At 74.6% G+C, this 15,431-nt stretch carries 6 protein-coding genes and 4 pseudogenes; 6 read left to right on the top strand and 4 right to left on the bottom strand.

What is annotated here, in order from left to right; genetic code table 11:
• Nucleotides 1-25: 25 nt before the first annotated feature.
• The 3 genes and pseudogenes from E6J59_09630 (at nt 26) to E6J59_09620 (ending at nt 7,131) form a co-directional block, all read left to right on the top strand.
• On the top strand, nt 26-3,145 hold the full coding sequence (locus E6J59_09630; GenBank protein ID TMB20075.1) for a hypothetical protein: 3,120 nt from the start codon (nt 26-28) through the stop codon (nt 3,143-3,145).
• Complete coding sequence (locus E6J59_09625; protein TMB20074.1) at nt 2,826-6,656, top strand: hypothetical protein; 3,831 nt, start codon at nt 2,826-2,828, stop codon at nt 6,654-6,656. The genes E6J59_09630 and E6J59_09625 overlap by 320 nt, the downstream gene beginning before the upstream one ends.
• Before the next feature lie 289 nt (nt 6,657-6,945).
• Nucleotides 6,946-7,131: pseudogene (locus tag E6J59_09620) on the top strand (chitinase).
• Between the two features lie 1,758 nt (nt 7,132-8,889).
• On the opposite strand, the gene E6J59_09615 reads toward E6J59_09620, so the two are convergent.
• A complete protein-coding gene (locus tag E6J59_09615) occupies nt 8,890-9,783 on the bottom strand; it encodes a hypothetical protein (GenBank protein TMB20073.1) in 894 nt (297 codons plus the stop codon).
• A 104-nt stretch (nt 9,784-9,887) separates the two neighbouring features.
• On the opposite strand from E6J59_09615, the gene E6J59_09610 reads away from it, so the two are divergent.
• From E6J59_09610 to E6J59_09600, 3 genes and pseudogenes are all read left to right on the top strand, one after another.
• Complete coding sequence (locus E6J59_09610; GenBank protein TMB20116.1) at nt 9,888-11,309, top strand: ABC transporter permease subunit; 1,422 nt, start codon at nt 9,888-9,890, stop codon at nt 11,307-11,309.
• Nucleotides 11,306-12,061: an amino acid ABC transporter ATP-binding protein gene (locus E6J59_09605; protein TMB20072.1), complete on the top strand. Its 756-nt coding sequence runs from the start codon at nt 11,306-11,308 to the stop codon at nt 12,059-12,061. The genes E6J59_09610 and E6J59_09605 overlap by 4 nt, the downstream gene beginning before the upstream one ends.
• Before the next feature lie 808 nt (nt 12,062-12,869).
• A pseudogene (locus E6J59_09600) lies at nt 12,870-13,067 on the top strand (hypothetical protein).
• Here E6J59_09600 and E6J59_09595 read toward each other — a convergent pair.
• The 3 genes and pseudogenes from E6J59_09595 to E6J59_09585 all read right to left on the bottom strand — a co-directional run bounded on the left by E6J59_09595 (nt 13,049) and on the right by E6J59_09585 (nt 14,881).
• A pseudogene (locus E6J59_09595) lies at nt 13,049-13,264 on the bottom strand (hypothetical protein). The pseudogenes E6J59_09600 and E6J59_09595 sit on opposite strands and share 19 nt — an antisense overlap.
• A 903-nt stretch (nt 13,265-14,167) precedes the next feature.
• Nucleotides 14,168-14,494, bottom strand: a pseudogene (locus tag E6J59_09590) (hypothetical protein).
• Nucleotides 14,495-14,881, bottom strand: coding sequence for a hypothetical protein (locus tag E6J59_09585; GenBank protein TMB20071.1), 387 nt, complete (start codon nt 14,879-14,881; stop codon nt 14,495-14,497).
• Nucleotides 14,882-15,431: the final 550 nt, after the last annotated feature.

Here is a 15,431-nt window from a genome sequence, read left to right as displayed (position 1 = left end):
CCCGACGGCCCTGAAGGGGGAGGGCGTGCTGCGCGAGCGGGCACGCGCGGCCGGCTGCCTCCTCGGCCATCGGGTGACGACCTTTCCGGAGCTGACCGATGCGCTCGCCCGCGACCTGGGTGCGCCCGCGCGCGTGCTCGAGCCGGAGATGGCCGCGGTGGTCCTGGCGCGCGCACTCGAGGCCCCCGGCACTCCCGCGCCGCTCCGCCTCGCGCAGCGGGGGCTCCTGCACGAGCTCCTGCGGGTGATCGCCGAGCTCGAGTCGGCCTACCTGGCGCCCGCCGACGTGGCGGCCATCGCGGCCGCACTCCCCTCCGGCCCCGCGGCCACCCGCCTCGGCGAGCTGGGGCGCGCGTACGCCGCGTACCGGGCGGAGCTCGCGCGGGTGGGCGCGGTCGACCGCCACGGGCGCGAGTGGCTCGTCTACGAGGGCCTCGCCGCCGCCGAGGCGGCGGGGACGTGCCCGCGGACCCTCGCCGGGGTGCGGAAGATCGTCTTCGCGGAGATCTACGACTTCTCGATCCTCCAGTTCCTCATCGCGACCGGCCTGATCCGCCTGGTCGGCGATGCCGAGCTCGTCGCCTTCGCACACTCCGAGAACGTCGATGCGACACGCTTCCTCGAGCGAACGTGGAACCGCTTCGTGGGCGACGCGGCGATCGCCGACCAGGTCCTGCCCTCGTTCGTGGTGCGCGGCGGCCGGAGCGGTAGCCTCGCGGCGGCGCTGCGCGGCGTGTTCGCAGCCGAGCGGCCGGCGCCCACGCCACCCGACGGCTCGATCCGCATCGCCGTCGCGCCGAGCCGCTATCGCGAGGTCGAGGCGGCGGGGCGCGACATCCGCGCCCGCCTCGAGCGGGGCGCGCTGCCCGAGCGCATCGCGTTCCTCGCCCGCGACCTCGACGTGTACGGCGACTTGATCGAGGACGTGTGCCGGCGCTACCGCATCCCGGTCTACTTCCGGAAGGGACGCCCGCTCCTCGGCAGCGGCCTCGTGAGGGCGTGCCTCGACGTGGTGCGGTGCGTGACAGACGGCTTTCCGCGCGCGCGCCTGGAGGCGCTGCTCGACTCCGACTACCTGGGCGCGGCGAAGCCCCGGCTGGCGCGCGTGCTCCGCCACCTGGGCTTCGTCGCCGAGGCGGCGCGGCCGCTCGCGGACTGCCTCGCCCACCGCCTGGCCGCGCTTGCCGAGGAGGCCGGCGACACGCGCGTCCCGGCCGAGCGCCGGCAGCGGGCGGCGGCGCGGCGCGCCCGCCTCGAGGGCGACGGGGCGCGCCTGGTGGCGCTGGTCGAGACGCTGCGCGGGCTCGACGGCCCACGCACGCCCGCCGGACACGTGCGGGCGCTGCGCCGGGTGCTCCGCGACCTCGGTTTCCGCCCCGTGCCGCGGGGGGCCCTCGTCCCCGCCACCGTGCGGCGGGACGTGCGCGCCCTCGAGGGCCTGGAGGAGGCCCTCGACCAGCTCGCCGGGCTCGCACGCACGCTCGGCATGGCGCCCATACCGCTCGCCGGGCTCCTCCGCCTCCTCGTCGCCGTGCTCGAGCCGCTGCAGGTCGAGGACCCGGCCGAGCGCACCGGCAGCGTGCGCGCCCTCAGCGTGCTCGACGCGCGCGGTCTCGACTTCGACGTGGTCTACCTGCTCGGGCTCGACGACGGCACCTTCCCGGCGCCGCGCGGCGAGAGCCCGCTCTGGCCTGACGCGATGAAGCGCGAGGCGAACCGCGCGGCGGCCGAGCGACTCCGCCGCAAGCTCGGCCCGCGCGCCGCGGGTCTGCCGCTCGGGGGGCTCTTCCGCACCGCGCGCGAGGCGAGCCTCGAGGATCCGTTTCTCTTCTTCCTCGCCCTCTCGATGGCCGAGCACGAGGTGGTGCTCTCGTACCCGGAGACGAACGAGCAGGGGAACCCGACCGTCCCCTCGCCCTTCCTCGACGAGGTGCAGGCGACCGCGGCGGGGCCGCTTCCGCGCACGGCGCCCGATGCAGCCGCGCTGCTGCCGCCGGGCGAGGAGTGCTGCGAGCTGGCGGAGCTGGTGGGGCGCGCGTCCCTCGCGCGCTGGCCACGGCGCACCGATGCGCCGCCGGACCGCCTCACCAGCGCGCTCGCCGCTGCGCGGCCGGATCTCGCCCGTCGTCTGGCCGCGATCGACCGGCGTGCCGCGCTCGAGGAGCGGCGGAGCCGCTACTTCCTCTGCAGCCGTGGCGATCCCCGAAAAGATGCGCTCGCCGACGCCTTCGTGGGACGCGTCGCTGTCCCGCCCGAGCTCGCGGCGCGCCTCGGCGCCGTGCGCTGGACGCCGACGCGCCTCGAGGCGCTCGGCGCCTGCGGATTCAAGTTCTACGCCCGCGAGGTGCTCGGCCTGGTGCCCGAGGACGATCCCGAAGCCCAGGTCGGCACGCTCGAGCGCGGCACGCTGGCGCACGCCGTCCTCGAGGCGTTCTTCCGCGCCCACGCGCGCCTGCCCGCCGACCTCGCGGCGGCCCGCGCGCTCGGCCGGGAGCTCGCCGCCCACACCCGCGAGCAGGCAGCGCGCACCATCGTCGCCAAGGACCCCTGGCTCTTCGACGTCGCCTGGCGGCAGGTCGCGGCCGCGGTGGACGCGCTCATCGTGCACGAGCACGCGGAGGAGCAGGCGTGGGGGGGAGCGCCCGAGCGCATCGTCGAGCGGGAGGTCGAGCGGGTGCTCGCCGATCCGCGAGGCGGGCCGGCGCTCACGCTCTCCGGGACGCCGGACCGCGTCGATCTCTTTCGCGACGGGGCGGCGATCGTCCGCCTGCGCGTGGTCGACTACAAGATGAGCCGCACCGCGACCCGCTACGCGGCGCGCATCGATGCCGCACGCGAGCTCGGCCGCACGGGCTTCCAGATCCCCGTCTACCTCCTGGGCGCGCTCGGGGGACTCGACGGCCTGGCGGACGAGGCGGCCCTCGAGGGCGGCTATCTCGTGCTCCAGGCCGAGAAGATGGAGCTGGTGCGGGAGTTCCCGCGCCCGCTCCTCGACGACATGGCTGCACGCATCACGGCGCTGCGCGCGCGCGCGTGCGACGGCCGCTTCGACGTCGATCCCGAGCCGTGCGACCCCTACTGTCCGTACCGCGCCGTCTGTCGGTACCAGCGGCCGCAGCTCGAAGAGGAGACGGCCGGTGGCTGACCCCTGGAGCCCGACCGCCGAGCAGCGCGCGGCGGTGGAGATCGCCGGCTCGGCCGCCGTGCGCGCCGGGGCAGGCTCGGGAAAGACCGCGGTCCTGGCGCGGCGCTTCGTTCACCTGCTCCGGTCGGGTGGCCCGGTGGCCGAGGTGGGCCAGATCCTCGCCATCACCTTCACCGAGAAGGCGACCGCGGAGATGACGCGCAAGATCCGCCAGGTGATCGCGGAGGAGGTCGAGAGCGCGGACGCGGCGGCCCGCGCGCACTGGGGACGCGTGCGCCGCGATCTCCTGGGCGCGCAGATCTCCACCATCCACGCCTTCTCGGCGCGCGTCCTGCGCGAGAACCCGCTCGAGGCCGGCGTCGATCCGCGCGCCGTCGTGCTCGACGAGCACGAGAGCCGGAGCTACGTCGAGAGCACGGTGGAGGTCGCCTTGCTCGCGCGCCTCCGCGCCGGCGACGCGGCGGCGCGTGAGCTCGTGCTCCGCGCGGGGCTCGCCGGCGGGGCGAGCGGGGGCGCCGTCGGCCTGGTCGCGGACTTCCTCGCCCGGCTCGGCCGCACCGGACGGGACGGCGCCTGGCTCGTGGCGGCGACGGCGCGGCAGGCGGAGCGGGCGCCCGAAGCCGCCCGGGCGCTCGGCGCCGCCGCGGCGCGCCTGATCGACGCAATCGACGCACGCCTGGCTCCGGGCGGCAAGGGAAAGGGCATCCGGGCGCTCGCGCAGGCGTGGCCGGCGTGGAAGGAGCGACTCCAACACCTCGGACCCGGCACGCCCCTCGAGGAGTTCCTCGCGCTGCGCTCGCTGCGCCGGCTCCTCGCCGGGGGGTCGCTCGCGAGCGCGGTCGCGGCCGAGCTCGCGGTGCAGCCGGGCGGGCGTCTCGTGGGGGCGCTCGCGGAGACGTACGGCTTCCTCCGCGCCCAGCCGGAAAACGAGCGCCTCGCCGCCCTGATCGCCTCGGTCGCCGACGCCCTCCGAGCCCGCAAGCACGAGGACGGCGTCCTCACCTTCGACGATCTCATCGGCGAGACGCGCGCCGTCCTGGCGGCGCACCCCGCCGTGCGCGAGCGCTACGCCCGCCGCTTCCGCGCCATCCTGGTCGACGAGTTCCAGGATACCGACCGCGTGCAGGCGGAGATCGTGCGCTTGCTCGCCGCGGGCACGCCCGCGCCGCTGGTGTTCGTGGTGGGCGACGAGAAGCAGTCGATCTATCGCTTCCGCGGCGCCGACGTGTCGGTCTTCCAGGACATGCGCGAGCAGCTCGGCTGCGAGCTGCCCCTGGGGACCAACTTCCGTTCCGTCCCCGCGGTCCTCGACTTCGCGAACGCGCTTGCGGCGGCGGTCTTCCAGGTGCCGCCGGGTGGCGACCCGAGCCACTGGACCCGCTTCGACGCAGGGCAGCGCCTGCTGGCGCGCCGGACCGCCAGCGGTCCCGAGGCGGCGGTGCGGCTCGTCACCTTCGTCCACGAGCACGACCAGCGCGACCTGAAAGCCGCCGAGGCGCGCGAGCTGGAGGCGCGGGTGCTGGCCGGCGTCGTGGAGCGCCTGCGCGGCGAGGACGGCATCCAGTACGGCGAGATCGCCGTTCTCCTGCGCGCCTTCACCGAGGTGAAGACGTACGAGAATGCGCTCCGCCGGCGCGATATCCCGTACTACGCCGTCAAGGGGCGCGGCTTCTTCCAGTGCCAGGAGGTGAACGACGTGGTGAGCCTGCTCGCCGCCGTCCTCGATCCCGAGGACGGCGTGGCGCTCGCCGCCGCGCTGCGCTCGCCGCTCTTCGCCCTCGACGACGACACGCTCTGGCGGCTCGCCTGGCCGCCGGGCGCGGACCGCCCCTCGCTCCCGCGCCGCTTCCGCGCCGGGGAGGACTTCGCCGACCTGCCCGCGCAGGCGGCGGCGCTGGGCGCCGTCCGCGACCTGTGGCTCGGGCTCCGCGCGCGCGCGGGCCGCGCCACCATCGCGGAGCTGATCGAGGAGGCGTGCGCGGCGAGCGACTTCGAGGCCGTCTGCCTCACCCAGTTCCAGGGCACGCAAAAGGTGGCCAACGTGCGCAAGCTGATCGAGCTGGCGCGCGACTGGGAGCGCCGGCGCTTCTTCACCCTGCGTGACTTCGTGCGCACCGTCCGCCGCATGGCCGCGACCGAGCCGCGCGAGCCGGAGGCGCCGCTGGTCGCCGAGCAGGGTGACGTGGTGCGCCTGATGACCATCCACCAGGCGAAGGGGCTCGAGTTCCGCGCCGTGGTCGTCCCCGACCTGGGCCGTCCGCTGAAGCTCGACAACCGCATACCCGCGCTCGACGACGCGCTCGGCGTGGTGGGCGGGCCGATCGACTCGAGCGGGCACGTGGCGACCGGGCACCTCGGCCTGGAGGAGCATCGCCGGAAGGAGCTCGACCGCGAGCGCGCCGAGCAGGCCCGCCTCTTCTACGTCGCCTGCACGCGGGCGAGGGACGTGCTCGTCCTGCTCGAGGGCAAGGGCGACGCACGCTACCTGCGCGAGGGCGGGGGGGAGCGCCACGTGTGGTGCCACCAGGTGTGGGACGTGCTCGAGCGGGGGAAGATGGCGGCGTTCGTCGCGGGTGGCGCGGCGGAGGAGACCCTGGCGCTCGCCGATGGCGGGACGGTGCGCGTCGAGCGCGCCGCGCGCTACCTCGAGCCCGCCGGCGCGGGCCCGCCCATGCCCGAGCCGCGTGTCGCGCCCGCGGGCGAGGCCGAGCGCGCGCAGGTGGCGCGCGTGCTCGGCTTCGCGCCGCCTCCGCCGCGCGAGGTCGTGACCAGCCCGACCGCGCTCGCCGACTTCCGGCGCTGCCCGCGCCAGCACTGGTACCGTCACGTCCTCGGGCTGCCCGAGCGGGGCACCGGCGGGCGGCGCGCGACGCGCCTCGGGACGGCCGCGCACGGCGTCCTCGAGGCCGTCGATCTCGCGGCGGCACCCGAGGATGAGATTGCACGCCTGGTCACCGCCCGCCCCGAGGCGTTGGCGCTCCGGCGGTCCGAGCTGGAGGCGCTCGCGGCCGACCTCCGCGCTGCGGCGGTGGCGCTCCGGGGGGAGATCGCCGCCGGCCTCGCCATCGTCGGCCGCGAGGTGCCCTTCGTCCTCGCCCTCCCGGCCGGCGCGCCGCGGGTCTTCCTGCGCGGCCGGCTCGATCTTCTCGCCCGCCGCGGCCCGGCGCACGTTGTGCGCGACTACAAGTACGCCCGGCCGACGGCCGCGTCGGTCGAGAGGTACGCGCCGCAGCTGGGCGCCTACGAGCTCGCGGTCGGGGCGGCGGGCGCGGCGGCGGTCGAGACCGAGCTGGTCTTCCTGCGCGGCGCTCCGGTCGTGCGGCGGCTACCGCCAGTCGACGCGAGGGACGAGGAGGCGGCGCTGGTGGAGGCGGGCGTCGCGCTCGGCCAGGCGCTCGCGTCGGGCGCGATGGACGCCTTCCCGCGCCGCCCCGAGGATCCCGCCGCCTGCGAGCGGCTCGGCTGCGGCTACGTGGGACGCTGCTGGGGCCCGGCTCCCGCTCACTCGTAGAGCTTCGGCTCGTCCGTCTGGTAGCGCCGCATCTTGACACCCGGGAAGACGTAGACGCCCCCGTCGTCGACCGAGCCCTGGAGGAAGAAGGGGATGTAGCGCTCGAAGCGGCCGGCGTCCGGGTCGCGCCGCTCGGCGGTCAGGAGCCGCGCGTAGAGCGCCTCCTCGGCGGCGGCGCGCGCGCGCTCGTAGGCCTCGGAGGTGAGGCTCCGCGTCTCCACGTGCTGACCCGCCTGGCCGACGTTGTAGAGCGTGAGCCGCAGCTGGCCTGGGGAGAGCGTCACGCCACCGTCGGCCAGCTCGCCGTTGTCGTGGTCGCCGTCGAGGAGCTTCGGGTCGAGGTCGAAGGCGGCCAGGAGCGAGGGGTCCGCCTCCAGGACCTCGCGCGCGATCGCGGTCTCGCCGTCGGCGTGCCGCGCGCGCAGGCGCTTCCGCGCCTTGTCGGCGGCGGCCGTCGCACCGAAGCGCTGGATGATGCCGGAGAGGAGGATCGGCTTGCCGCCGCCGCGCTCGGCGTCCTCGAGGAGCTTGTCGGCCGCCTTGCCCGCGAGCCGCTCGATGCGTTTGGGATCCGGCCCGGGCGTGGCACGGTAGTGCAGCAGGGCGCGATCGTAGTTGCCGGCGCGCTCGTAGGCGTCGGCGAGCCGGGCGTGCACGGCGGGGGCGTCGGGTGAGTGCGGTGCGCGCGCGAGGAAGGCCTCGCCGCGCTCGATGATGGCCTGGTTCGAGACCGGATCGTGCCGCCACGCCTGCCAGGCGCGGGTCAGCACGCCGAGCAGGTTGAAGATGCCGAAGGACTCGGCGGCGTGCGCGCCCTCGGTGCCGAACTGGGAGGCCGTGTAAAGGGCGTTGCGGCCGTCGACGCGCCCGCCGAGGAGGACGTAGCGCGCCGTGTCGCGCGCGTGGCGGCGCTCGGCGTCGCGGATGGCGTCGAGGGCGCTGTAGTCGGCGCTGGCGAGGACGGCGGCCGCGTGGCGGCCGGCGCTCGAGCCGCGGTTGCCGGCCAGCTCCTCGAGCGCCGCCCGGCCCGCGTCGCGGTGGCCGGCCAGGTCACGCGCCACGGCGATCGCGAACAGGGCCGAGGGCGCGAACGGGCTCCCGTCGTGGCGCTCGCGGAAGCGGCTCGCGGCTTCGATCATCGCGCCCGGGTCGGCGAGCGCGGTGGCGACCAGGAGGGTCTGGTAGTCGCTGAGCTCGTCCGCGGAGGTCGGCTGCGGCGGCTCGTCGATCGGCCAGCGGCCCGCCTCCTCGCGCGCCGCGCGCCGGGCGCGGGCCTCGTTCACCCGGGCGAGCGGGCGCGCCGCGTCGTCGGCGCAGCCGTCGATCCGGTCGGCCGCGTGGGCGAAGAAGGCGGCGTGGTCGAGGTCGTTCGCGTCGAGCGCCTTCTTCGCCTGCTCGAGCGTGCCCGTGCACAACACCGCCGCGCGCTTGGCGCCGAGCCGCCGGACGGCGCGCGCGATCTCGGGCGCGTCCTGCGTGCGCGGCTCGCGCTCGAGGAGGCTGCGGTAGCGCGCGAGCGCCTCGCGCTCGGGCGCGGAGAGGCGATCGTAGTGCCAGAGGTTGACGGCGGTGGTGACCAGGCTGTCGGCCACGCTGCCGGCGAGGAGGAACGGGTTGAGCGCGGCCAGGAAGGCGCCGCCAGAGAAGATGCCGAGCGGGCGTACCGCGTCGTTCAGCACCGCGGCGCGGCGATTGTGGCGGTCGTCGGCGAGCAGGCGGTCGGCGGTGGCGGCGTCGTCCGTCTCGAGCGCGTGCTCGGCGAGGCGGCGGACGAGCGGGTCGGGGTGGGCGCTCAAGACCGCGTGGAGCGCCTCGCGCTGCGTGTCGCGCGTTGCCGCGAGCCCGGCGGCGAGGTAGCGCGCGTCGTCGGCGAGACCGGTCCGGGGCAGGCCCGCGGACCGGCGCGCCTCGTCGCGCGCCTCCAGATCCGCGAGGTCGGCAGCGAGGAGCTCGGCGTTCCCCTCGAGGCGATGGACGGCGATCAGGCGAACCCGCGCCTCGAGCGCCGGGTCGGCCGCCGCCGCCTCGGCGAGGAGGTCGTCGGCCCGCCCGCCCGCCGGCACCGCGAGCAGCGCGAGGAGCGCTAGGCGGAGGCCGACCGCGAGAGCGGTCACGCCGGCCGACGGGGTCCGGGGGCATCGGAGCAGCGGAGCGCGCGCAGCGCGCGAGCAGCGGACGGGCCCCCGGCTGATTGGGAGGCCGACCGCGAGAGCGGTCACGCCGGCCGACGGGGTCACCGATACCGCCCCAGCACCGCCGTCTTGTAGGCGTCGAGGGCCGCGAAGCGCGCCTGCGCCTCGGGCTTCTCGCGCGCCCCGTCCCAGGTGGAGACCTTGCGGTAGGTGTCGAGGGCGCGGTCGGCTTGGCGCACGAACTCGTCCTCGTCGAAGGCGAGCGGGCGCTCGTGGCTCTGCACGTACTCGCGCGCGAGCTCGGCATAGAAATCGGCGAGGCGGAGGATGTGGCCCGGGAGCTCCTTCGAGTCGGCGTGCTTCTGGACGAGGAAGCGGAGCGCGCGCTCGGCGGCGGTGGGGCCCTCCTCGAGCGCGCGGCGCTGCTCGACCACGAGGCGGGCGGCCGTCGCCTCGAGGCGCTCCTCCTCGGCGAGCGCCCCCGGCTCCCACGGCGTCCCCCCGTAGCGGGCGACTACGGTGCCCCAGGCGTCGAGCTTCCGGCGCAGCGCGCCGAGCGCGCCCGCCGCCTCGGGGGCGTCCTCGGGGAGCGCCGCGGCTCCCGCGAAGACCCCGGCCCGCTCCGCGCCCTGGCGCGCGGGCTCGGCGAGGGGGGAGGGCAGCGCGGCCACCTGGCGGTAGAGGTCGGCCGCGGGCTGGTACTCGCCCAGGTGCTCGAGCGCCTCGGCGCGTGCGAACCCCGTCACGTCGCGCAGCCTCCCCGGGTAGCGCTTCTCCCAGTTCTCGACGCGGCGGAGCGCGAGCTGGTAGAGGTCGTGGCCGGTCGGGTCCTTGGGGGGCGGGAAGCGGTAGGTGTCGTCCCTGAGATGCCAGGTCAGGTCGGCCAGGACCTCGAGCAGGTCCTCGTAGGGCGCGAAGGCGCCGGTCGCATCACCGGCGGGCGCCGCGCGCGCGACCGCCAGCACGATCAGGAGCGCTCCGATGGCTGTTCGCATGCGGCGCTCCATAGCACGGGCCGAGAAATCTTGCCCACCTGCCGTCCCTCCGCTAAAGCAAGGACGCTCTGGGCTGGCTCCGTGGCATCGTGCTCGTCGCGACGATGGCGGCCGCCGGCGCCGCGGCGGCGGACGATGCGCTCGCGCGCCTGCGCGCGCGGGGGACGCTCCGCTGGGGCGGCGACATGCAGGGCGGCGAGCCCTACGTCTTCCAGGACCCGCGCGACGGGCGCCGGCTGACAGGCTTCGAGGTCGAGATCGCCGACGCGCTCGCACGCCGCCTCGGCGTGCGCGCCGAGTTCGTGCAGAACGACTGGCAGACGCTGATCCCGTCGCTCGAGCGCGGCGACTTCGACGTGGCGCTAAACGGTATCGAGGTGACGCCGGCGCGGCGCGCGCGCGTGGCCTTCACGCGCCCGTACTACGCGTTCACCGAGACGCTTGTCGTCCGCCGGGACGACCGGTCCGTGCACGGCCTCGGCGATCTGCGCGGCGCGCGCGTGGGCACGCTCGAGGGCTCGCTCGCGCTCGACCTCGTGCGCGCCGCGCCCGGCGTCGAGCTGGTGCTCTACGAGGGGGTCGAGGAGCCGTACCTCGACCTCGAGCGCGGGCGGGTGCGCGCCGTGCTCCTGGACAACATCATCGCTGCCCGCTACGGCCTCCCGCGCCCGACGCTGCGCGCCGCCGGGACGCTCGGTGAGGGCGTGTATGCGATCGCGCTGCGCCCGAGCGAGCCGGAGCTGCTCTCCGCGGTCGACGGCGCGCTCGCCGCCACGACGGGCGAGGGCGAGCTGCGCCGCATCCTCGAGCGCTGGCAGCTGTGGGACGCGCGGCAGGCGACGCTCGCCGGCGCCCCCGCGCCGCCGGTGGATGCCGCCGCGGCCGCCGGAACGCTCGCCTACGTCCCGCTCTTCGTCCACGGCGCGGGGTTCACGATCGTCATCTCGGTGCTCGCGATGGCGATCGCGATCGCCGGCGGGCTCGTGCTGAGCGTCGCGCGCCGCTACGGAGGACGCGTGCTCGCCGCGGCGGCCGGCGTGTACGTCGAGGTGTTCCGCGGCACGCCCGTGCTGCTCCAGCTCTACGTGCTCTACTACGGCCTGGCGCCGCTGCTCACGCTCGACGCGTTCACCGCCGCCGTCGTGGGCCTCGGTCTCAACTACGCCGCCTACGAGTCGGAGCTCTACCGCGCCGGGCTCGAGGCGGTGCCCGTCGGGCAGAGCGAGGCGGCGCTGGCGCTCGGCATGTCGCGCTGGCTGGCGCTCAGGCGGATCGTGCTGCCGCAGGCGCTGCGCGTGGCACTCCCGGGCGTGGCCAACGACTTCATCGCGCTCCTGAAGGACTCCTCGCTCGTCTCGGTCATCACCGTCGTCGAGCTGACCAAGCAGATGACGATCACGGCGGTCGACGTGCGCGGCTGGCTCGGGCCGGGCGTGCTGTGCGCCGCCCTCTACCTGGCGATGAGCTACCCGCTCTCGCGCCTGGCGCGCCGCCTCGAGCGGCGTCTCGCGCCCGCCCCGGCATGAACGTCGTCACGGCGCGGGGGCTCTGCACGCGGCGGGGCGCCACCGAGGTGCTGCGCGGGGTCGACCTCGAGGTGCGCGGCGGCGAGGTGGTGGCGGTGGTGGGGCCGTCGGGGAGCGGGAAGACGACGCTGCTGCGGGCCCTCAACTACCTGACGCCCTTCACCGCCGGGGAGGTCGAGATCGCGGGCCACGCCCTCCGGCCGGGCATGAGCGAGCGGGCCGACGCGGAGGCGCTGCGCGCGGTGAGAACGCGCGTCGGCATGGTGTTCCAGAGCTTCAACCTCTTCCCGCACCTGACCGCGCTCGCGAACGTGACCGAGGCGCCGCGGCGGGTGCTCGGGCTCGACGCGACGGCCGCCGCGGCGCGGGCGCGCGGGCTGCTCGCGCGCGTCGGGCTGGCGGAGCACGCGGACGCGTACCCGTCGACCCTCTCGGGCGGACAGCAGCAGCGCGTGGCGATCGCGCGCGCGCTCGCCATGGAGCCGGTGGTGATGCTCTTCGACGAGCCGACCTCGGCCCTCGATCCGCGGCTGGTGGGGGAGGTGCTGGCCGTCGTCGGGGATCTCGCCGCCGCCGGGCAGACGATGGTGATCGTGACGCACGAGATCGCCTTCGCGCGGCGGGTGGCGGATCGGGTGGTGGTACTGGTCGGAGGGCGGATCGTGGAGAGCGGGACGGCCGCCGAGGTGCTGGAGCGGCCGCAGGCGCCGGAGACGCGGGCGCTGCTCGGGCTGGCCGACGGCGGGCGCTGAGGATTGCATCGCGCGCCCGGGCGACCCTGCGCCTTCGGGCGCTCGGTCCTGCTCCTTGTCGCGCTTGCTCGTCTCCTCGCGCCCGCTCGGCGCCGGCGACCGCATCACGCAGACGGCGTGCCCCGCGATCGGCATGCGCTTCGGCCGAATCGCCACGGACGGGCTCCTCGCCGAGAGCGACGGCCACACGGTCCAGGGCAGCGTCGCCGTGGGGCCTTAGCATCTGCGCCTTCCCCTGCGACCCGTTTGTATGTCAATGAGGAGCTTCATCGGCTTCGGTGTCGGCTTTACCAACAGAGAAGGAGAGTGAGGCATGCGCGCCCTGGTGACGACCCTGGTGGTGCTACTGACGCTCGGCATCGCGGTCGGCGGCCTGCCGGCGGAGAGCGCGGCGGCGCAGGCGACTCTCGGCTGTCCCGCGACGGTGCAGGCCGGCGCGCAGCTCGGGATCGAGATCGCGATCAACGTCGGGACGACGCCGCTCGGCGCCTACGAGATCGCCGTCACGTACGATCCCGCCGTCCTGACGGTCGCATCGGTCGCGGGGGAAAGCACGGCCCAGTTTTCGGGCAGCCCGACGACGAACACGCCGACGCCGGGGACGACCAACATCTCGGCCTTCCAGAGCGCGAGCCTCACGATGCCGACGGGCGTCGTGAGCGTCGCCATGATCACCTTCAATGTCGCCGCGACCGCGAGCGCGACCACGGCCATCGGCCTTACGGTGAAGACCCTCTTCGACACCAACTCCGTGGCGATCCTCCCGGCGACGGGAACGGGCTGCAGCGTGTCGGTGACGGGCACGGGGTCGACCACCACGTCAACCACGAGCACGACCATTGCAACGAGCACCACGACGACGACCGGGCCCCGGCCGTCTACCACCACCAGCACGACCACGACTCGGCCGCCAACGACGACAACCACCGTGCCGCCAACGACGACGACTCGGCCGCCAACGACGACGACTCGACCGCCGACCACCACGAGCTCGACGAGTTCCACGACAACCACTTCCACGACGACCACTTCCACCACCACGAGGACACAGGGGCCAACGACCACCACGACGTCCACGACGACCCCGACCACCACCACGCGACCCACGACCACCTCAACGACGACCACTACGACTCGGCCAACGACGATCACGACCTCGTCGTCGACGTCGAGCACGACGTCGCCGACCGCGACCACCAGCATCTCGACCACGACGACGACGGCGCCGCCGACGACAGACCAGTGCCCGGAGGGCTCGGGATTCTGGAAGACCCATCCCGAGCTGTGGCCCGTCAGCTCGCTCACACTCGGCAGCCAAGCCTATTCGCAGGCCGAGCTGCTCACGCTTCTCACCGCGCGGGTCGGGGGTGACGCGAGCCTGCTCCTGGCTCGCAAGCTCATCCCAGCCAAGCTCAACATCGCGAATGGCTCCGACCCGACCCCAATCGCCGCCACCATCGCGGACGCGGATGGTCTCTTGAGTGACTTTGCCGGGAAGCTCCCGTACGGCGTCGATGCGAGCTCGGCCACCAAGCGGGCGATGATGCACGACGCGAGCATCCTGGCGACGTACAATGGCGGGGCTTTGACGCCGACTTGCAGCACGACGGCGACCGGCGACCTTCTCCAGCCCGCGGTGGCGCGGGTCGCGGCCCAGCTCGACGCGATCGAGGTGGCCTGCAGCGGTGAGCGGGAGCCCCGGGGGCTCCAGCGGCGGCTCGAGCGAGCGGGGGGTCTGCTCGCCCGCGCTGGCGCGCACGGGGGGCATGCGGCAGAGGCGCTGCTGGGCCGCGCCGCGCGCCAGCTCCGTGGGGCCCTTGCCGTGGCGACCCGGGCGGCGGGCAGCGGGAGAGTCTCCCCCGAGTGCCGCGAAGCGCTCCGATCGGCGCTGGCGGACACGAGCGACTGAAGCGGACTGAGTCCGCTGCACCTCACGCAGCGGTGGGTGATCCAGGTCGCGGAGAAGAAGAGCCGGTAGCCGTTACCTGCAGGCCACGACGCCGCTTCTGGTCCGCGCTACGAAAGACGCAGCGATTGCCCTTGAAGCACGGCTCGCCGCACTGCGGCCGCGGGCAGCAATCGGACGCCCTCGCCCGTCCTGGTCTCCTACGAGCACGCCCCCGGTCGTTGCACGGTCACCCCGACCGCCCAGGCATCGCACGAGTTCACGTAGCTCCTGTCATCACATCCGCACACAGGCCCGTCGGCACACGGATCGTACGAGGGCAGGTACGCGTACCGGATGGGCCAGCATGCGCCCAAGCCATCGCACTGCCCCGGCTGGCGCACGCACAGCAAGACAGACTTTAAGTCGGCGGTGCGCTCGCACTGGATGAAGCATCCCGGCTCTGCCTGACAATCCGCGGCGCAGCAATCGCCGGCGATGGTGTTGCCGTCGTCGCAGGTCTCTCCGCCGTCGACGTACCCCTTGCCTCACTCGGGGATACGGATCGCGGTGAAGTGCGTCTTGGCGCCGCCGCGTGCCCGCAGCACGCCCACGAGCGTGTCGCACGGTGGATCGAACCGGGCACGCATCGCGACGAGACGGCCCGGGCCGCATGGAGCACCCCAGCGGGCTCGCATCCGCAGCTGGACACCATCGGGGTACGACCGCGGCCGGAGCGGCGTGACCGCACAATGGCCTTCAAGCGTCGCCCCGTTCCCGTCGAGCTGGAGGACCATCGCGACGGCGGGCAAGTTCTTGGGGGTGAGGGTGAAGCGCCCGTACGGGCAGAGCTTCCCCGCCGCCGGTCGTGCCCCTGCCGCCAATACCACGGCCGTGAACAGGGTGAGCGCGCCGAAACGCCGGGGCGTGGGCATTGCCGTCGGATCCTTGAGTACCGTGTCCCGAGGCCATTGACAATGAGCACCCTCGCAGCCGGGCGCGGTGGTCCTCGGACGTCTGACTGACAGACCGGGGCGCGCCGAAAACCCCTCGCGGGCGCTTGCCTTGTCGCCCGCTTGCAGCGGTTGTGCGGTGCCCAATTCCCTGTTTGAGTCCTCGCTGCGGCGAATGCTCGAAACCTTGACCACCATCGCGGGCTGTTACCGGATCATGCTGATGAAGTGCGCTGCGATGCTCGGCGTGGACAGCACGGGCGGGCAAGCGGAAGCGGGCCGTCCGCGTCGACGCGCGCGGTGAAATGCTCGCCCTTGTAGGACCCTCTCAAGTTCGAGGGGCGGCGTGAGGAGGCCGGCGTCGATGAGCCCGCCGCGACGGTGACGCCGCCAGGTCTGCCGCCGTGGACGGTCCTTCCACCCAGTTGATGTCCCAAGCTCGATCGACGGTGATGAACGTCAACGAGCCCGCGGGGAGCCAGACCTCGTGGACCATCTTCGCGGGCATGAAGTTGAACGCGCCGGGGCCGAG

The sequence above is a fragment of the Deltaproteobacteria bacterium genome (assembly GCA_005879795.1).
GTDB lineage: Bacteria > Desulfobacterota > Binatia > DP-6 > DP-6 > DP-6.
The sequence above is the reverse complement of the archived record's forward strand: the minus strand, read 5'-3'. Positions and strand labels throughout refer to the sequence as shown.

Bases quoted from the DNA above. Each gene is read 5' to 3' on its own strand.
- E6J59_09610 (TMB20116.1), top strand. From the start codon at position 9,888: ATGGCGGCCGCCGGCGCCGCGGCGGCGGACGATGCGCTCGCGCGCCTG.
- E6J59_09625 (TMB20074.1), top strand. From the start codon at position 2,826: ATGCCGCACGCGAGCTCGGCCGCACGGGCTTCCAGATCCCCGTCTACC.
- E6J59_09605 (TMB20072.1), top strand. From the start codon at position 11,306: ATGAACGTCGTCACGGCGCGGGGGCTCTGCACGCGGCGGGGCGCCACC.
- E6J59_09615 (TMB20073.1), bottom strand. From the start codon at position 9,783: ATGCGAACAGCCATCGGAGCGCTCCTGATCGTGCTGGCGGTCGCGCGC.
- E6J59_09585 (TMB20071.1), bottom strand. From the start codon at position 14,881: ATGCCCACGCCCCGGCGTTTCGGCGCGCTCACCCTGTTCACGGCCGTG.